This is a genomic window from Paraburkholderia megapolitana (assembly GCF_007556815.1).
Lineage (GTDB): Bacteria > Pseudomonadota > Gammaproteobacteria > Burkholderiales > Burkholderiaceae > Paraburkholderia > Paraburkholderia megapolitana.
Window position 1 is genome coordinate 3,834,129 of sequence record NZ_CP041745.1, and the last position, 18,121, is coordinate 3,852,249.

17 protein-coding genes are annotated in these 18,121 nt (G+C 63.3%); 7 read left to right on the forward strand and 10 right to left on the reverse strand.

Annotation, left to right across the window (positions count from 1 at the left end; translation table 11 throughout):
• The first annotated feature begins 28 nt into the window (after positions 1 to 28).
• Together FNZ07_RS30440 and FNZ07_RS30445 are read left to right on the forward strand one after the other, a co-directional pair.
• The gene (locus FNZ07_RS30440) at positions 29 to 787 is read left to right on the forward strand and encodes a lysophospholipid acyltransferase family protein (RefSeq protein WP_091011046.1); all 759 of its coding nucleotides are present in this window, start codon (positions 29 to 31) and stop codon (positions 785 to 787) included.
• A 44-nt stretch (positions 788 to 831) separates the two neighbouring features.
• Positions 832 to 1,683: a M48 family metallopeptidase gene (locus FNZ07_RS30445; protein ID WP_091011045.1), complete on the forward strand. Its 852-nt coding sequence runs from the start codon at positions 832 to 834 to the stop codon at positions 1,681 to 1,683.
• A gap of 111 nt (positions 1,684 to 1,794) precedes the next feature.
• On the opposite strand, the gene FNZ07_RS30450 is transcribed toward FNZ07_RS30445, so the two are convergent.
• Both FNZ07_RS30450 and gloA read right to left on the reverse strand, forming a co-directional pair.
• A complete protein-coding gene (locus FNZ07_RS30450) occupies positions 1,795 to 2,211 on the reverse strand; it encodes a DUF4440 domain-containing protein (protein WP_091011044.1) in 417 nt (138 codons plus the stop codon).
• Positions 2,208 to 2,597, reverse strand: coding sequence for a lactoylglutathione lyase (gene gloA / locus FNZ07_RS30455; protein WP_091011043.1), 390 nt, complete (start codon positions 2,595 to 2,597; stop codon positions 2,208 to 2,210). The genes FNZ07_RS30450 and gloA overlap by 4 nt, the downstream gene beginning before the upstream one ends.
• Before the next feature lie 323 nt (positions 2,598 to 2,920).
• Here gloA and FNZ07_RS30460 point away from each other — a divergent pair, with 323 nt between their 5' ends.
• A complete protein-coding gene (locus tag FNZ07_RS30460; RefSeq protein ID WP_091011042.1) occupies positions 2,921 to 3,868 on the forward strand; it encodes a DMT family transporter in 948 nt (315 codons plus the stop codon).
• A 3-nt stretch (positions 3,869 to 3,871) separates the two neighbouring features.
• Here FNZ07_RS30460 and rsmA read toward each other — a convergent pair whose 3' ends face one another.
• From rsmA to FNZ07_RS30480, 4 genes are all read right to left on the reverse strand, one after another.
• Positions 3,872 to 4,696 (reverse strand): 16S rRNA (adenine(1518)-N(6)/adenine(1519)-N(6))-dimethyltransferase RsmA, encoded by an 825-nt coding sequence (gene rsmA / locus FNZ07_RS30465; protein WP_091011041.1) that lies wholly within the window; start codon positions 4,694 to 4,696, stop codon positions 3,872 to 3,874.
• A gap of 29 nt (positions 4,697 to 4,725) precedes the next feature.
• Entirely contained in the window at positions 4,726 to 5,730 is a 1,005-nt protein-coding gene (gene pdxA, locus FNZ07_RS30470; protein ID WP_091011040.1) for a 4-hydroxythreonine-4-phosphate dehydrogenase PdxA, read from the reverse strand.
• 10 nt (positions 5,731 to 5,740) lie between these two features.
• Positions 5,741 to 7,120 (reverse strand): peptidylprolyl isomerase, encoded by a 1,380-nt coding sequence (locus FNZ07_RS30475; protein WP_091011039.1) that lies wholly within the window; start codon positions 7,118 to 7,120, stop codon positions 5,741 to 5,743.
• Positions 7,121 to 7,187: 67 nt separating this feature from the next.
• On the reverse strand, positions 7,188 to 9,569 hold the full coding sequence (locus FNZ07_RS30480) for an LPS-assembly protein LptD (protein ID WP_091011038.1): 2,382 nt from the start codon (positions 9,567 to 9,569) through the stop codon (positions 7,188 to 7,190).
• 219 nt (positions 9,570 to 9,788) lie between these two features.
• Between FNZ07_RS30480 and FNZ07_RS30485 the strand changes: the two genes are divergently transcribed.
• Positions 9,789 to 10,844: an aminoglycoside phosphotransferase family protein gene (locus FNZ07_RS30485; RefSeq protein WP_091011037.1), complete on the forward strand. Its 1,056-nt coding sequence runs from the start codon at positions 9,789 to 9,791 to the stop codon at positions 10,842 to 10,844.
• Between the two features lie 15 nt (positions 10,845 to 10,859).
• Complete coding sequence (gene murU, locus FNZ07_RS30490; RefSeq protein WP_091011036.1) at positions 10,860 to 11,579, forward strand: N-acetylmuramate alpha-1-phosphate uridylyltransferase MurU; 720 nt, start codon at positions 10,860 to 10,862, stop codon at positions 11,577 to 11,579.
• A 49-nt stretch (positions 11,580 to 11,628) separates the two neighbouring features.
• Here murU and FNZ07_RS30495 read toward each other — a convergent pair whose 3' ends face one another.
• The gene (locus FNZ07_RS30495) at positions 11,629 to 13,521 is read right to left on the reverse strand and encodes an ABCB family ABC transporter ATP-binding protein/permease (RefSeq protein ID WP_091011035.1); all 1,893 of its coding nucleotides are present in this window, start codon (positions 13,519 to 13,521) and stop codon (positions 11,629 to 11,631) included.
• Positions 13,522 to 13,799: 278 nt separating this feature from the next.
• Between FNZ07_RS30495 and FNZ07_RS30500 the strand changes: the two genes are divergently transcribed.
• A complete protein-coding gene (locus FNZ07_RS30500; protein ID WP_091011034.1) occupies positions 13,800 to 14,204 on the forward strand; it encodes an acyl-CoA thioesterase in 405 nt (134 codons plus the stop codon).
• Between the two features lie 25 nt (positions 14,205 to 14,229).
• On the opposite strand, the gene FNZ07_RS30505 is transcribed toward FNZ07_RS30500, so the two are convergent.
• A complete protein-coding gene (locus tag FNZ07_RS30505; protein ID WP_091011033.1) occupies positions 14,230 to 14,709 on the reverse strand; it encodes a nitrate reductase associated protein in 480 nt (159 codons plus the stop codon).
• Between the two features lie 149 nt (positions 14,710 to 14,858).
• Between FNZ07_RS30505 and fdhD the strand changes: the two genes are divergently transcribed.
• Positions 14,859 to 15,680 (forward strand): formate dehydrogenase accessory sulfurtransferase FdhD, encoded by an 822-nt coding sequence (gene fdhD, locus FNZ07_RS30510; RefSeq protein ID WP_091011032.1) that lies wholly within the window; start codon positions 14,859 to 14,861, stop codon positions 15,678 to 15,680.
• Between the two features lie 48 nt (positions 15,681 to 15,728).
• Here the strand turns inward: fdhD and FNZ07_RS30515 are convergent, their stop codons facing one another.
• Both FNZ07_RS30515 and FNZ07_RS30520 read right to left on the reverse strand, forming a co-directional pair.
• Positions 15,729 to 16,460, reverse strand: a complete 732-nt coding sequence (locus tag FNZ07_RS30515; RefSeq protein WP_245811465.1) for an enoyl-CoA hydratase — start codon at positions 16,458 to 16,460, stop codon at positions 15,729 to 15,731.
• A 433-nt stretch (positions 16,461 to 16,893) separates the two neighbouring features.
• Entirely contained in the window at positions 16,894 to 18,096 is a 1,203-nt protein-coding gene (locus tag FNZ07_RS30520) for an acetyl-CoA C-acyltransferase (protein ID WP_091011030.1), read from the reverse strand.
• Between the last annotated feature and the right edge of the window lie 25 nt (positions 18,097 to 18,121).

An 18,121-nucleotide genomic window follows, 5' to 3' on the forward strand; every position in this document is an offset into this window, starting at 1 on the left:
ACGTCACTCCTACTGACCGATCACGCCGATGCGCTTTCTCCGTTCACTGCTGCTGCTGGTCTACCTGATCGTCTACACGCCGCCGTACGCGATCTCCTGCTTCATCGCGTTTCCGTTCCTGCGCGCCGACAGGCGCTACTGGATGGTGACGGGCTGGTGCAGATCGACGGTGTTCGTCGCGCGCTGGCTGGTCGGCATCCGTTACCGCATTGAGGGCTTCGAGAATTTGCCCGCCGGGCCCGCCGTGCTGCTGTCGAAGCACCAGTCCGCCTGGGAGACGCTTGCGTTCCCCGCCCTGATGCCGCGTCCGCTCTGCTACGTGTTCAAGCGCGAACTGCTGTATGTGCCGTTCTTCGGCTGGACGCTCGGCATGCTGAAGATGGTCCACATCGATCGCAAGGAAGGCAAGAATGCTTTCGATTCGGTGACGCGGCAAGGCAAGGCACGCATGGAAGAAGGTGCATGGGTCATCATGTTTCCCGAAGGCACGCGCACGCCGACCGGCAAGCAGGGCAAGTACAAGACTGGCGGCGCGCGCTTCGCGATCGCGACCGGCGCACCGGTTGTGCCGATCGCCCACAACGCGGGACGTGTGTGGCCCCGCAACTCGTTTTTAAAATATCCGGGTATAGTCACGGTGTCGATCGGCAAGCCGATGGACACAACGGGGCTCACGCCCGACGAAGTGAACACGCGCGTCGAAACGTGGATCGAAGCTGAAATGCGCCGTATCGATCCCGAAGCGTACCGCGCTGCGGACAGCACGCCCGCCGCCGCCCAAATCTGACGCGCCCACGCCTGACGGGCGTTTTTTGCGCGAAACCGGATCCGATGCAGAAGTCCTCACCACCGCAGCCCGCTGCGGCGCTCGATAGCCGGCAACTCGATCTGCCGCTCTTCAACGAGCCCGGCATCGCGCCGCCGTCCGCGCCACAGAAGCCCACGGTGCTACGCGCACCGGACGGCACGAAACTGCGCAGCCTGACACTCGGTGCGCAGACGCTCCACTACCTGCTCAAACGTTCGGCACGTCGCTCGATCGGTTTTGCTATCGACGGCACGGGTCTCACGATCACCGCGCCGCGCTGGGTGACGATCGCCGATATCGAAACGGCAATTGCCGAAAAGCAGCGCTGGATTTTCGCGAAGCTCACTGAATGGCAGACGCGTGTCGAACAGCGCGCGTTGCCGCGTATCGACTGGAAAGAGGGGGCCGAATTGCCCTACCTTGGGCAGCCGGTGCGCGTCGCACTCGGTGCGCCGAATCTCGCGTTCGATGCGCAGTCCGCGACGCTGGGTTTGCCGTTGTCGCCGCATGCGGAGCAGCAGCAGATCAAGGACCGGGTGCAGGGCTGGTTGCAGGGCGAAGCGAAGCGCATCTTCGGTGAACGACTCGACGTGTACGCGCAGAAACTCGGCGTCGACTATCGCGCGTATGCGTTGTCGTCGGCTGCGACGCGCTGGGGTAGCTGTTCGAGCGACGGCAAGATTCGCCTGAACTGGCGGCTCATTCACTTTCCGCTATCGATCATCGACTACGTCGTCGCGCACGAACTCGCGCATCTGCGCGAGATGAATCACAGTCCGCGTTTCTGGCAGACCGTCGAATCGATTTTTCCGGAGTTCCGCGAAGCGCGGCAGACGTTGAAGCATCATCCACCGGAGCTGTTGCCGACGCTCTAGCATCGCGTTGCGGCTGCGGCTGCGGCTGCGGCTGCGGCTGCGGCTGCGGCTGCGGCGCATGTGCCACGCAGCGATGCCTTTACATCGCTATGCCGTTACGTCGTTACGTCGTTATGCCGCCGTCGTGAATGTTTCGTGCAGACGGCGCCAGCGCACGTGGCGCTGTGCATCGACCTCGAATACCGCTGTGGAGCGGCGCACGTTGCTGCCGGCGCTGCTCGTCTGATGTTCGGTGTAACCGAGCACCGCGCCAGTCGGCCAGGATGCGATGACGGCGATATCGTCGATGGCGATCGTGCAACCGGGCCGCGCACCGTGCGCGCCGCCGAACAACTGCGCGAGACCAGCACGATCAAGCGCCGCGCCTGCGGTTGTTACCAGCGTGAAATCGGCGGCGAAGTGCGCCATGATTTCGTCGAGTGTATCGGCAGCTATCGTGCCGTCGAACCACGCGGCGATCTGCACATGGATCGATTGAAGCTCTTCGATGCAGGGTGCCGCGTCGGCATACGTTTCAGCCGCCGTCATTGCGTCTTCTTCTGGATGAACTCGATCTTGTAGCCGTCCGGGTCCGTAACGAACGCGATCACGGTCGTGCCGAGCTTCATCGGTCCCGCTTCGCGTACCACCGTGCCGCCCTGCGCCTTGATGCGGTCGCATGCCGCGTACGCGTCTTCGACCTCGACCGCGAGATGCCCGAAGCCGCTACCCAGATCGTAGGATTCCGTGTCCCAGTTGTGCGTGAGTTCGAGCACCGTACCGTCGCGCTCGTCGGTATAGCCGACAAAAGCGAGCGTGAACTTGCCTTCCGGGTAATCCTGACGGCGCAGCAGCTTCATGCCGAGCAACTCGGTGTAGAACTTGATCGAACGGTCGAGGTTGCCGACCCGGAGCATGGTGTGTAGCAGGCGCATGATGCACTCCCTGTTGCTGGATATCGAGGACGTAAATGTACCCGGAAACGCGCACCGTTGCTCGCGGGCGGGCTGTTCCGCGGAGGCGGCTTCCGGGCTTCGCGTCGCGGTTGGCGGCGGCTCGCAAAGCAGTGGATGCACACGTACGCGACGAGGTCATCGCAGCGCCCAGCGGTCCGGTTTGATATCGTACGAGGAAGCTGGGGCACAACGGAGACAAACGCGTACAGGACCCGGCACCCGACCCATGCTATCGGTCGTCACTCCCTGCGCGCGGCTTACCACCCGATGACCTGTCCTTCCCTTCCCATGGCGGCAATGCGATGAGCACCGCAACGATATCCACACGCCGCGCGCCCGACAGCTTCGCCGTGATCCTGATGGTCGTGCTGTGCGCGATCTGGGGTCTGCAGCAAGTGGCGATCAAGAGTACGAATACGGCGCTCGCGCCGTTATTCCAGGCCGGTCTGCGCTCGGCGATCGCAACGCTGCTCGTGTGGGGCTGGGCACGCGCCCGTGGCACGCCGCTTTTTCGCGCGGACGGCACGCTCGGCGCAGGGCTGCTCGCAGGCCTGCTGTTCGCTGCCGAGTTCGTTTGCATCTTCCTCGGTCTCACGCTGACAAGCGCGTCGCGCATGGCCGTGTTTCTCTACACCGCGCCCTGCTTCACCGCGCTCGGCCTGCACGCGTTCGTTGCGGGCGAGCGGATGCGACGGATCCAGTGGATCGGTATCGCGGTGGCGTTTGCAGGGATGGCCCTTGCATTCGCCGATGGTTTCACACGCGCGGTTCCGGGGCACAGCGGGTCGGCGGTGACGGGGGTGATCGGCGATGCGCTCGGTGTGCTCGCGGGCATCGCGTGGGCCGCGACGACGGTGGTCGTGCGCGCGACGCGCCTCGCGCAATCGAGTGCGAGCAAGACGCTGTTCTATCAGCTGGCGGTATCGGCGGTTATATTGCTCGCCCTTGCGTTCGCACTTGGCGAAGCCCACATCGACACGATCACGCCGCTGGCCACGATCAGCCTCGCGTATCAGGCCGTGATCGTCGCGTTCGTCAGCTACCTGGTGTGGTTCTGGCTGCTGACACGCTATACGGCGTCGAGGTTGTCGGTGTTTTCGTTTCTCACGCCGCTATTCGGCGTGACCTTCGGCGTGCTACTGCTCGGCGAGTCGTTCAGCGCGCGCTTTCTGGTAGCGGCTTTGCTGGTGCTGGGCGGTATCGTGCTGGTCAACGCGCCGACGCCATCGGGCGAGCGGCGCGGCGCTTGAGTCTTACGTCCTGGCCGAGGCGGCCACGGCCTGCGCGAGGCGCACGTATTCGTCGACAGGTACGTCTTCCGCCCGGCGTTGCAGATCGAACGCGAGCGCGTCGAAATCCACCGTGTTGCGAAATGCCGCGAGCGTGTTGCGCAGCATCTTGCGGCGCTGCGAGAACGCCGCGGTGACCACTTCGCCGAGCACGTGCGTGTCGACGGCGGCCAGTTCGTGCGGCGCGTACGGAATCATCCGGACGATCGCCGAGTCGACCTTCGGCGGCGGCTGGAACGATTCGGGCGGCACGTCGAGCAGCTTGTCGATCACATAGCGGTACTGCAGCATCACGGACAACCGGCTGAACGCCTTGCTACCCGGTTCCGCGACCATCCGCTCGACCACTTCGTTCTGCAGCATGAAATGCTGATCGATGACGCGTGGTGCAAACTCGGTGAGATGGAACAGCAGCGGACTCGAAATGTTGTACGGCAGATTTCCGACGATCCGCAGCACCGGCTCTTCGCCGGCACCGGCAAGCGCACCGAAGTCGAACGCGAGCGCATCGCCCGCATGCAGTTCGAGCAGCTCGCCGAATTTCTTTTGCAGCCGCCCGATCAGATCGCGATCGAGTTCGACCGCATGTAACGGTGCTTCGGGTGTAGCGAGGCGCTCGATCAGCGGCCCGGTCAGCGCGCCGAGCCCCGGTCCGATTTCGACCATGCGTTCGCCGCGCTTTGGGCGAATCAGGTCGACGATCGAATCGATCACGCCCATGTCGACCAGAAAATTCTGCCCGAAGCGTTTGCGCGCGAAATGGCCTTGATGCTGTCGGCTGGTGGACATCGAAGATCGAAGAAAAGATTAAAAAGAGATCAGATGGCGCGACGATGGCGCGCCATCGAAACGGCGGCGTCGATCGCAGCGATCAGGCTGCCGCCATCGGCGCGGCCGGTGCCGGCCAGATCGAGTGCGGTGCCGTGGTCGACCGACGTGCGGATGATGGGCAGCCCCAGCGTCACGTTGATGCCTTCGCCGAAGGTCGCGTACTTGAGTACCGGCAGCCCCTGGTCGTGGAACATCGCGAGCACGCAATCGGCGTCGCTCAGATAGCGTGGCTGGAACAGCGTGTCGGCGGGATACGGGCCGCGTGCGTCGATGCCTTCGTCGTTCGCGCGCTTTAACGCCGGCGCGATCACATCGATTTCTTCACGGCCCAGATAGCCGTTCTCGCCTGCATGTGGATTGAGCCCGGTCACGAGGATGCGCGGCGCGGGCAGCCCGAGATGCCGGCGCAGATCACGATGGACGATGCGCAGCGTGCCGAGCAGGCCATCGATCGTCAATGCCGCGGGCACATCCTTGAGCGCGAGATGAGTGGTAGCGAGCGCAACGCGCAGCGGCCGCTCGCCGGTACCGGCCAGCATCATCACGACCTGAGGCGTATGGGTGCGCTCCGCCAGATATTCGGTGTGGCCGGTGAACGGCACACCGGCATCGTTGATCGTGCTTTTCTGCAGCGGCGCGGTGACGATCGCGTCGTACGTGCCGGCAAGTGCGCCGTCGATCGCCGCATCGAGCAAACCAAGCACGTAGCGGCCATTCGCCACGTCGAGCTTGCCGGCCTGCGAAGGCACGCCGAGCGGACGATGTTCGGCAGTCACGCGATCGGCCGGCAATGCCGCCCAATCGACCCCTACGGCCTTCGCGCGCTCTTCGAGCAGCCCGACATCGCCGAGCACGGTGAAGCGCGCATCGGGCCAATGCGCGGCTGCAGCCGCCATCGCCAGAACGGTCAGCTCCGGACCCACGCCGGCAGGCTCGCCGGTCGTGATCGCGATGTGCAGCGGTGCGTGCGATGTCGGAGCAGCGTTCGTCATGGCTATTGGGTTATTGCGGCGGCGTACCGGGCGCCGTACCAACCTTGTAGTCGACGTACGCGGTGTCGCGCAGCTGACGCAGCCAGTCCGCATACGCCTGTTCGGCCTTGCGCTGACCGATCGCCTGACGGGCGAGGTCCATCTGCTGCGAGACCGAGCCTTCCGCGTCGCGGCGGCCGAGCACCTGGATCAGGTGGTAGCCGTATTCGCTGCGCACCGGGTCGCTGACCTGGTTGTCCTGCAGGCTGTTCATCGCGCGCTCGAACTCAGGTACGGTTTCGCCCGGGCTGATCCAGCCGAGATCGCCGCCTTGCGACGCCGAGCCGTCCTGCGAGTAGGTCCGCGCGAACTTTGCGAAGTCGCCGCCCTGGGCGATCTGCTGCTTGATGTCGAGCAGCCGCTGGCGCGCCGCCGGCTCCGACATGCCGTCGCCGACGCGCAGCAGAATATGCCGCACGTGCGTCTGCACGAGCTTCGGTGCATCGGCCGAGGACGTACCCTGGCCCGTCCGACGGTCGACGAGACGGACGATTTCAAAGCCGTCGCCGGTGCGGATCACGTCCGGATTGACCTGCCCCGGACGCAGCGACGAAGCCGCCTTGACGAAGTCGGCGGGCAGCTTGGACGGCGGCTGGTAGCCTGTGTCGCCACCCTTCGACGCATCGGCAGCCTGCGAATTGGCCTTGGCGAGCTTCTCGAAGTTGCTGCCGGGGGCAGTCGCTTCTTTCAGCAGCGCCTGCGCTTTCTGCTGCGCCGCTTCGATGTCGGTTTGCGACGCGTTGAGCGGCGCCTTCAGCAGGATGTGCTCGAAGCGCAGGTCGCTCGTCAGCCCGGCGTTCGGTCCGCGCTGGCTCGCGATGTAGTTCGCGACTTCCGCATCCGACACGACGACCTTGCTGTCCACTTCCTTCTCGCGCAGGCGCGAGAGGATCAGTTCGGTGCGGGCGTCGCTGGTGAAGGTCGACCAGGGCACGCCCTGAGCCTCGATCTTCGAGCGGTAGACATCGAGCGTCAGGTTGTTCGCCTGCGCGAGCCGCTCCAGCGTGCGCTGCACGGCCGTGTCGTCGACGGCGATGCCGTCTTCGCGGGCCTTCTGCAACTGGATGCGCTCGAGCACCATCTGGTTCAGCACCTGCTGACGCAGCTGGTCGATCGGCGGAACCGGCGCGCCCTGCTGGTTCAGGCGGCGTGTGATCAGGCCCATGCGCTGATCGAGCTCGCGCTGGGTGATGACACCGTCGTTGACGACGGCGGCGATCATGTCGACGGTCTGACCGTTGTCTACCGGGCGCAAGGCTTGCGCCTGCGCCGGCACGGCCGACAGGAAAGACGCGGCGGCAACCAGTCCGGCCGCGAGCGATGCCAAGCGAAGCTTTTTCATGATTCCCACAGATACTCCAATGATGCCGGGCGCGCCCTCGCCCGTCTTTGCTCGTTTGTCGATGATCGGGCGACCGTCAATCGTAATTCGTGAAACGCGCTTCGGGCGGCGGCGGCGGTGGCAGCGGTGTGTACCCCGGTACGCCAGCGCGGAACGAGGTGATCAGTCCGTTGTCGATGCTGCTCAGGCCTTTGAACGTAATCTGCGCAAGAAACCGCGTACCCTGGGTCGGCTGCCCCGCCGAGTTCACCGCATCCGCATAGCGCTGGATGCCGAGGCCAAGCGTCCAGCAGTCCGCGTCGTATTGCATGCCGAGCAGGCTGTCCACCAGCGCGTGTCCGGCCAGATCGTAGTTGATCCGCGCCACACCATACACATGGTGCGTCAGCGGCCACTGCGCGGACACGGTGATCTGCCGGATCGGCACGTTGTTCAGCGTGGTTTCGGCACGCGTGTAACGATACGAAAGGTTGATTACCTTGCCCGCGTCCGGACTGAAACCAAACCCGGCGCTGGCCTGCACGAGCTGATTGTTGTCCGCATTATATTGGACGGCGGTTTCCGACTGAAAACCGGCGCCGAGTTTCAACGCCGCCCCGGCGATCAGGTCCGAGTGCGTGGCCTGCGCAGGCGTCTGCGTCGGCAGCAGCGTGACGCGCTGATCCTGGAAATAGTATTGCTGGGCCAGCACGAAACGCGCGCGTTCGTCGCCGGTTGCCGAATCGATAAAGCGCGTCGTGATCGCGGCCGTCAGACGATTCGCGTCGGCAATGCGGTCGTTGCCGACGAACGTGTTCGGCGTGAAGATTTCCGCGAGTCCGAAATCGGCATCCGCGGTATCGAACAACGGCGCAAAGTTCTGGTTGCGGTACGGCGTGTAGACGTAATACAGACGCGGCTCGAGCGTCTGGATGTAGTCGTGGCCGAACAGGCGCACCGAGCGGTCGAAAATCAGGCCCGTGTCGAACGAAAGCGTCGGGATCGACTCGGTGAAGTTCTTCGGCTGTCCCGGTATCGGCGCCTGGCCCGCAATCGAGTTACCGATGTTGCTCAGGTCGTACGACGCGAAGTGATACTGGATCTTCGGTGTAACGAAGTAGCCCGGCCCGACGATCGAGTACGACAGGTACGGGTTGAACATCAACCGGTCGCCCTGGGTCGTATCCGCCGTCGTGATGCGGAAGCGCGAGTAGTCCGCCTCGGCGCCGAAGTCGAAACCGCCGGCGTTGTACTTCGTGTACTTCACGTTCAACTGCGGCTCGCGCCCGTACGGCGCCACCGACGGCGTCAGCGTCTGCCAGTGCTGCTCGCGCGCGAGCACCGACCACGGGCCATTGGTATAAGTCAGCCCGGCTTCCTGCTGATACAGCAGCTGCGTACCGTTGAGAATCTGCGACGTGACCGAGCCGAGATCTTCCGGGAAGCTGTTGTCCGAGACCTTGTCGTAGTGGATGTAGCCACCGAACCCGTTACCGAAGTTCTGGTTGTGCTGGATGGACAGCGAGTAGCGATCGGTCTTGGTAATCGCATCGTGCGGCAGGAACTGCCCCGTGATCGAGCCGGAATAGGTCGGCGACAGATAGCGGAACGATGCGTCCGTCATCAGCCCGCGCCGCGAGATGATGTCCGGCGTCAGCGTCAGGTCGCGGTTCGGTGCGATGTTGAAGTAATACGGCACCGACAGCTCGAACCCGTTGGTCCCGCCAAACGAGTACGTGGGCGGCAGAAAACCGCTGCGGCGTGCGCCCGAAAGCGGGAACGACAGCCACGGGCTGCCGAACACCGGCACGCCCTGGAAGAACAGCACGCCGTTGTGCGCGACGCCTTCATCGGCGCCGGTGTCGAAATCGAACTCGGTGCCCTTGATGTACCACGCGGGGTTCGTTTCGCACTGGCACGCGGTGTACGTGCCGCTCTTGAATACCGAGCGTTCGCTGTCGAGCATGTCGACCCGTTGCGCACTGCCCGAGCCGCCCGTCGCATTGAAGTGGTACTTCGGCACGGGCATGTAGCCCTCGTTCGACTCGACCCTCATGTGCGCTTCCGGCCCGACGAACGATACGCCGTTGCTCACGACATGCACCTTGCCGTAGGCATCGGCCATGTCGGTGTCTTCGTCGTAATGCAGCGCGTCGGCCTTGATCACCGCGGTGTTGCGGCGGATCTCGGCGGCGCCCTTGGCGGCCATGTCCTGGTCGGAGGTACCGGTCGTGGTGTCGCCAAGCACGAAGGTGGCGGGCTTCTGCCCGCTTTCCAGCTGATGCTCTTCGAGTTGCGGGGCGAGTCGCAGACCCCACGGCGCATCGAGCGGCTGCGCCTGGGCAGCTTCGCCCGCCAGCTGGGCGTGCGCAAGCGCGGGCATGAGGCCCGGCACGGCGATCAACGCCGCGACGAGTCGCCGTCTGCGCGGCAGGGCGTCAGCTCTGGGAGTGCTTGGGAAAAGCTGTCTAGGCGGCATGTATGGTTTGGCGAATCGGTCCAGCCGTCAGCTTCCGCGTCACGATTGGCCGCCGGCGCAATCGAACCGTAACAGTCGGAAAGCACACAGATTATTACCACCAGTCGGATGATGGGCGGGCAGTCGAACGTCCAGGCAAAGCCGACGCGAGCCGCGTCAAAAAAGTCGTGGGGTATTATATGGCAAGACGGTTGCCACCCCGATTTCCCCCCGGTTTTCATGACGCAGAACGCTGCTCCCTCCTCTTCCGACGCCCCCGACACCCGCCTCGAGCAACTACGCAAGTGGTTGCGCAGCCACGGCGAGCGCTACGGCCTCGATCTTGCCACGCTGGTTCCCGCCTCCGCCGATGCGAGTTTTCGCCGCTATTTCCGGTTGACCGGCACGACTGGCGAAGGCACAGCGGCCACCACGCTGATCGCCGTCGATGCCCCGCCGCCGGAAAAATGCCGCGAGTTCGTGCAGGTCGCAGGTTTGCTGGAGACGGCGGGCGTCCATGTACCGCGCGTGCTCGAAAGCGACTTCGAGGCGGGTTTCATGCTCGTCACCGACCTCGGTACCGAGCCCTACCTGCGCGCCTTCAACGACGGCAATGCCCGTCCGTTGATGCGCGATGCGCTCGACACCTTGATCCGCTGGCAGCTTGCGTCGCGTGAAGACGTGCTGCCGCCGTTCGATGAAGCATTCCTGCGCCGCGAGATGGAGTTGATGCCGGAGTGGTTCGTCGGCCGGCATCTGGGCCGCGAAGTCGACGACGCGATGCGCGGTGTGCTCGACCGTACGTTCGCGCTGCTGGTTGCAAGCGCGCGGGCGCAGCCGCAGGTGTTCATGCTGCGCGATTTCATGCCGCGCAACCTGATGGTCGCGCAGCCGAACCCTGGCGTCATCGACTTCCAGGACGCGGTGTACGGCCCGATCACGTACGACGTCGCGTCGTTGCTGCGCGATGCGTTTCTGAGCTGGGACGAAGCCTTCGAGCTCGACTGCTTCGCGTATTACTGGGAACGCGCGAAGAAAGCGGGCCTGCCCGTCGATGCCGATTTCGGCGAGTTCTACCGGCAGCTCGAGTGGATGGGTTTGCAGCGGCACATCAAGATACTGGGCCTGTTCTGCCGGATCTATTACCGCGACGGCAAGTCGCACTACCTGCCGGACCTGCCGCGCTTCATCGGCTATGCGCGCAAGGTCGCCGAACGCTATCGGCCGCTCGGGCCGTTCGCGAAGCTGCTCGATGAACTCGAAGGCCGTGCCGACGAAGTCGGCTATACGTTCTGACCGGCTGCCCCGTCGATGACCTCTGCTCTGACTACCGCGATGATTTTCGCCGCCGGGCGCGGCGACCGGATGCGCCCACTTACCGATAGCCGCCCGAAACCGCTGCTCGAAGCTGGTGGCAAGCCGTTGATTGTGTGGCAGATCGAGCGGCTTGCGGGCGCCGGCTTTAAGACCGTCGTGATCAATCATGCGTGGCTCGGTGAGCAGATCGGAGCGGTACTCGGTGACGGTTCGCGTTGGGGGATCGAGTTGCGTTATTCCGCTGAGTCGACTGCGCTCGAAACTGCCGGTGGTATCGCGCAGGCGCTGCCGCTGCTCGTGGAGGATGGGGAAGAGCGCGTGTTTGTTGCGATCGCCGGTGACGTCTATGCGGATTTCGATTACGCGTCGCTGCGTGCACATGCGCCGCAGCTCGCGGCATTGCCGGAGCCAGGCATGCATCTCGTGATGGTGCCGAACCCGCCGTTTCATCCTGCCGGAGACTTTGGGCTTGCCGACGACGGTGTGCTGTCGCTCGACGGGATACCGCGTTATACGTTCGGCAGCATCGGTTTGTACGACACGCGCATGTTTCGCGATCTAGCGCCTGGTACCCGGCGCGCGCTCACGCCGTACTACCACGAGACGATCTCGCAGCAGCGGGCGAGCGGCGAACTGTATGAAGGATTGTGGGAGAACGTCGGCACGCCGGCGCAGCTGGATGTGCTTGATCGGCATTTGCGTGGGCGACGTTAGCGGTTGCCGGGCTCATTCACAACGCTCGCCGCCACACACCTCACTCACGTCACGCTTCCCCACCATTCACAGCCGCTGCCTCGGCCGCCTCATCCGGCAGCGCCGCGCGTTGCTGCTGCAACGCCCACATCTGCGCGAACAGCCCATCCGCCCGCAACAATTCCGCGTGCGTGCCGCGCTCGACGATCCGCCCGCGATCCATCACGATGATCTGCTCGGCATGCACCACCGTCGATAGCCGGTGCGCGATGATCAGCGTCGTGCGCTCACGCGCGATCTGATCGAGTTCATGCTGGATTGCGCGTTCCGAACGCGAATCGAGCGCCGAGGTCGCTTCGTCGAACAGCAGGATCGGTGGGTTCTTCAACACCGTACGCGCAATCGCCACACGCTGTTTCTCGCCACCGGAGAGTTTCAAACCACGCTCGCCGACCGGCGTGTCGTAACCGGCCGGCAGCGTCTCGATGAAGTCGTGAATATGCGCGGCACGCGCTGCCGCGATCACTTCGTCGCGCGTCGCCTCGGGCCGACCGTAGGCGATGTTGTAGTAGATCGTGTCGTTGAACAGGACCGTGTCCTGCGGCACGATGCCGATCGATGCGCGCAGCGAATCCTGCGTGACGTCGCGGATATCCTGACCGTCGATCGTAATCGCACCGCCCGTCGAGCGGTCCAGATCGTAGAAGCGGAACATCAGCCGCGCGAGCGTCGACTTGCCGGAGCCGCTATGACCGACGACCGCCGTCGTCGTGCCCGCCGGAATCGTGAAGCTCACGTCGTGCAGGATCTGCCGGGCCGGCTCGTAAGCGAAATTGACATGCTCGAAACGCACCTGCGCGCCGCGCACGGCGAGCGCCGGCGCATCGGGTGCGTCGGGGACTTCGCGTGCCGCACCGAGCAGCGAGAACATGCGGTCCATATCGGTCAGACTCTGCTTCAGCTCGCGATAGATCACGCCGAGAAAATTCAGCGGGATGTACAGCTGCAGCATGAAGGTATTGATCAGCACGAGATCGCCGAGCGTGAGGCGCCCTGCCATCACGCCCTCGGTCGCGCGCCACAGGATGAACACGAGCCCGGTGCCGATGATCGCCTGTTGACCGAAGTTCAAGGCAGAGAGCGAGTTCTGCGAGCGGATCGCCGCCGTGCGATAGCGCTTGAGGTTCTCGTCGTAGCGCTGCGCTTCCCACTCTTCGTTGCCGAAGTACTTGACCGTTTCGTAGTTGAGCAGCGAGTCGATCGCCCGCGAGTTAGCGCGCGAATCGAGTTCGTTCATCGTGCGACGGAAATGCGTGCGCCACTCGGTCACCTTGACCGTGAACACGATGTACACGGCAAGCGCGATGAACGTCACGATCGCGTAGTACGCCTCGTACTTGACGACGAAAAAACCGAGTACGAGGCTGACTTCGACGAGCGTCGGCAGGATGCTGTATAGCGAATAGGAAATGAGTTGCGTGATGCCGCGCGTACCGCGTTCGATATCGCGCGACATACCGCCGGTCTGCCGGTCGAGATGGAACCGCAGCGACAGCGCATGCAGATGCCTGAACACTTTCAGCGCCAGTTGCCGCACGGCGCTTTCGGTGACTTTCGAAAAGAGGATTTCGCGCAGCTCGGTGAAGAGCGACGTGGACAGCCGCACGATCGCATAGGCGACCACCAGCAGTCCGACTCCGCTCAACAGCACGATGCCCGGCGCGTGCTGTGCGCGACCGAGTGCAGTGAGATGCTGCACCGATGCAAGACCGTCGACGATCCGCTTCATCACGATCGGCACACCGAGATTCGCCACCTTCGCGCCGATCAGGCAACTGAGCGCGACGATCACGCGCCACTTGTAGGTCGCGAGATACGGCATCAGCGAGAGGATCGTCTGCCAGTCGTTGCGTGACGAGGACGAGATCGGCACAGGATCGGAAGGAGCGGCGGAACGGCGCATGAGATGGGCTTGGGGCGGACGGGTGTATGTGGGTTTGGGCGGATTCGGCTCGGAAAATGCGGTGCCGGCGTGTGGCCGGGGGTTTTTGGCCGGTCTGCCCGGCCCGCCGCTTTCCCGTACAATTCCTGATCGCTGTTATTGTCGCAGAAGCCGGCTGGCGCCGCTTTTCACGAGCCGGCCGGACGCCGGGGCTTAGCGTTATCTGCCGTTGTCGTGGAATCGCCGCCTGTCGGCCGCGCCTGACCGGCCCTGCTTAAACCATCTGACAAGGGTGCCCGATGACCACTCCCGCCAATCCGATGCAACTCCCGCAAAAATCCTGCGCGCTGCGCGTCGTTCCTCAACCGTCGGATGCGAACGTCCATGGCGACGTGTTCGGCGGCTGGATCATGGCGCAGGTCGACATCGCCGGATCGATTCCCTCCAGCCGCCGCGCGAACGGCCGTGTCGCAACGATCGCGGTGAATTCGTTTGTGTTCAAGCAACCGGTGTTCGTCGGCGATCTGCTGAGTTTTTACGCCGACATCGTGAAGACCGGCAAGACCTCGATCACCGTCGAAGTCGAAGTGTACGCACAGCGTTTGAGCCTCGCGCAGGAAGTCGTCAAGGTGACCGAAGCGACGCTGACGTATGTCGCCACCGGCAGCGACCGGCGCCCGCGTCTTTTGCCTGCGCTTGAGTGACCCAGACAAACGCTAGAAACCAGCGCTATCGACCCGCAAGACCGAACTCCCTCATCGCGGGCACGAAATCGTGATTGCTCTCCGGCTTGCGCGACAGCTTGGCAAGCACATAACGTCTGAACGGATCGAGTTGTGCCCACTGCTCAGGCGTCGGCGCGGGTAGCCCGGCGAGACCTGCCTGCCTTGCGACGCCGTCCGGCACGGCGTCCGTGCGGGTCCAGCCGGGCGCATCTTCAGGTGTGAACCACTCGGGCTCGACATTCGCGTGCGTGCGCAGCATTTCGAACAGCGCATGATCGAAATTCGGCTCGATCGAGGTGTCGTCGTTGACCGGAAAACGCGCCAGCAGCTTACGGTCCTCGTGCGGCAGCATCTGCCATTGAGCGAGCGAGATACGCAGCCCGAAGCGGTCGAGATTGAAGCGCACGACCATTGGAATGAAGGTGAGGTTCTCCGACGATTGCGTTTCGAAGTCGAACAGAAGAGGTGCTTCGTTGAGTCCCATGGCAGTACCCTCGTTGGCGGCGGACGACGCGCGATGCCCGCTTGAGGTATTTTAGAACCTTATTTTGATCCTGATTCATGCAACACGACCGCGCCGCAACACGGTGGCGCGCGTCAGGGCGTCGAATCAAGGACGTAAGGAGAACACGCTTGAACCCACTGGAAGGCGCCGAACAACCGGGCGCCGTCGCGCAGCAGGTGCGCCGGCAGCGAGGCGACACGAGCGAAGCGCTGACCGATCAGGTCGGTCAGGAATGGCCGGTCGCGCTGGTGTTCAACGGCATTTCGCATGCGGTGATGATGTGCACGCCGCGCGACCTCGAAGCGTTCGCGGTCGGCTTTTCGATTTCGGAAGGGATCGTCGCGCGCAGCAGCGACATTCAGGACATCGAGGTGGAATTGCATGATGGCGATCTGCCGCATGCCGAGATCCAGCTGACTGTCGTGCAGCAGGCGTTCGCCGCACTGAAGGAACGACGGCGCGCGCTCGCGGGACGCACGGGCTGCGGCGTGTGCGGGGTCGAGAGCATCGACCTGCTCGATCTACAACCCGAACGCGTGCCCGACACAGGCTTCCTGCAACGACTTGCACCGGACGCGATCGCCCGTGCCGCACGCGATCTGCCTGCGCACCAGGCGCTGACACGTTTGACGGGTGGCCTGCACGCGGCCGCGTGGTGCGACGCATCAGGTGCGATCCGCTATGCCTTCGAAGATGTCGGCCGCCACAATGCGCTCGATAAGCTGATCGGTCAGCTCGTCCTGGACCGCGCCGACACACAGGACGGTTTCGTTTTTCTGTCGAGCCGGGCGAGTTACGAACTGGTGCGCAAGGCGGCGCGTGTCGGCATACCGATGGTGGCAACGATTTCGGCACCGTCTTCGCTGGCGATCACGATTGCGCAGCGGGCCGGGGTGCGGCTGGTGAGTTTTTGTCGCGAGACGAGTTACGTCGACTACGGGACGGTTTGATGAATTTCGTCGGGTGGGTACATCAATCGTGCCCACCCGCTGCATCCGTCAATCGAACTGACGAAAATCCGGTTTACGCTTTTCGAAGAACGCCTTGAACGCTTCGCGCGCTTCGGGAGCGAGCAACATCTTGCTGAAGTGCATGCCTTCTTCGGACATCTGCGTGCGCAGTTCGTGTTGACTCGCGCGCTTCATCAGCGACTTCGTCACACGCAGCGATGATGCCGGTAGTGCTGCCAGCTTTTCCGCTTGAGCGAAAGCAAACGCATCGACTTCGGCGGCGGGCAACAGCCGGTTGACAAAGCCCATACGTTGCGCTTCGTGCGCATCAAAGGGCTCACCGAGCAGCAGCTTTTCGGCTGCACCCTGATAACCGGCGACGCGTTGCAGGAGCAACGTCGACGCAGCTTCCGGACACAGACCGAGTTGCGCGAACGGCAGCGAGAAATTTGCGGAGTCGGCCGCATAGACGAGATCGCAATGGAGCAGCAGCGTCGTACCGATCCCGACTGCGGTGCCGGCAACAGATGCGACGATCGGCTTTTCCGCCGAGCTGATTGCGCGCAGGAACTGGAACACAGGCGCTTCTTCACCGACTGGCGGCGCCTTCATGAAATCTTCGAGATCGTTGCCGGCGCTGAAGATGCCGGGGCTACCGCGAAACAGGATGGCTCGCACCGATGTATCGGCTTGCGCGTCGACGAGAGCATCGGCCATGGTCTGGTACATCGCCGCCGTGATTGCGTTTTTCTTTTCCGGGCGGTTGAGCGTGATAGTCATCACACCGTTCGTGCGTTCAGTCTTGATTTCCACGTTGCATCTCCTATTCGCTTCGCACTTGCTGATTCATTTCGCAGCAGCAGACTAGTTATTGGATCTCGACCCGCCCGCGGCCTTCCGAAGTGGTCACCCAACCGCGAGCACGTAGTGCGAGCGGAATGAATGACGGCCTTGTCACTAGCGCTGAAGATGCGAGGGACGATCTCGTCTCGAACCACTACCGCGTCAGTGCGATGGCGACACTTAGGTGCGGACCACGAAGGCTACACACGGAAAGGACTAGGTAACGTTTCGAGCGGCTTTCTTTGCTTACTTTCTTTGCCGCGGCAAAGAAAGTAAGTGCCGCCCCGCACAGGGGCAACGCCTGCGCCGCGAGGCGCTAACAAAGAGCCGCCGGCCGAGGCAAAGGAAGGCCGCTGCCCAAGGCAAAAACCTACATCCTCTCGATAATCCCCGCAGCCCCCATCCCAGTCCCAACACACATCGTCACCATCCCATACTTCAAATTGCGCCGCCGCAAGCCATGCACAACAGTAGAAGCCCGAATCGCCCCAGTAGCCCCCAGCGGATGCCCCAAAGCAATCGCCCCACCAAGCGGATTAACCTTGGAAACATCAAGCCCCAGATCCTGAATCACGGCCAACGCCTGCGCAGCAAACGCCTCATTAAGCTCGAACCAGTCGATATCATCCTGCTTCAACCCAGCCGCCTTCAGCGCCGCAGGAATAGCCTCTTTAGGCCCAATCCCCATAATTTCAGGAGGCACACCGCGCACAGCAAAACTCACAAACCGGGCAAGCGGCGTCAAATTGAATTGCTTGAGAATCTTCTCGGACACGACGATCAACGCACCAGCACCGTCCGACGTCTGCGAGCTGTTACCCGCCGTCACCGAGCCCTTGTTCGCAAACACCGGCCGCAGCTTCGCCAGACCTTCGAGCGACGTATCCTGACGCGGACCTTCATCGAGTCCGATCTCACGCGTCTTCACCTTCACTTCGCCGCTGGCGAGATCCGGGAAACGTTCGGTCAGCGTGAACGCAGCGATCTCGTCGTTGAATTCACCGGACTGCTGCGCAGCCAGCGCCTTGCGATGCGACTCGACGGCGAACTGGTCCTGCGCCTCACGGCTTACTTTCCAGCGCTCGGCCACGCGCTCGGCGGTCAAACCCATGCCGTAGGCAATACCGACGTTCTCATCGCGCTCGAAGATATGCGGCGACAGCGACGGCTTGTTGCCCATCATCGGCACCATGCTCATCGATTCGCAACCGCCCGCGATCATCACATCCGATTCGCCGACGCGGATACGGTCCGCCGCCATCGCAAGCGCCGTTACACCCGACGCGCAGAAGCGGTTCACTGTCACGCCACCCACCGAGTTCGGCAGGCCGGCCAGCAGCGCACCGATCCGTGCGACGTTCAGCCCCTGCTCGGCTTCGGGAATCGCGCAACCGATGATCGCGTCTTCGATCAGCTTCGTATCGAGACCCGGCACCTGCGCGACCGCCGAGCGGATCGCGTGCACCAGCAGTTCGTCCGGGCGCGTGTTCTTGAAGATGCCGCGCGGCGCCTTGCCGATCGGCGTGCGACTGGCGGCGACGATGTACGCGTCCTGCACTTGTTTGTTACTCATGTCATCAGCTCCTTGTCAGCAGGAG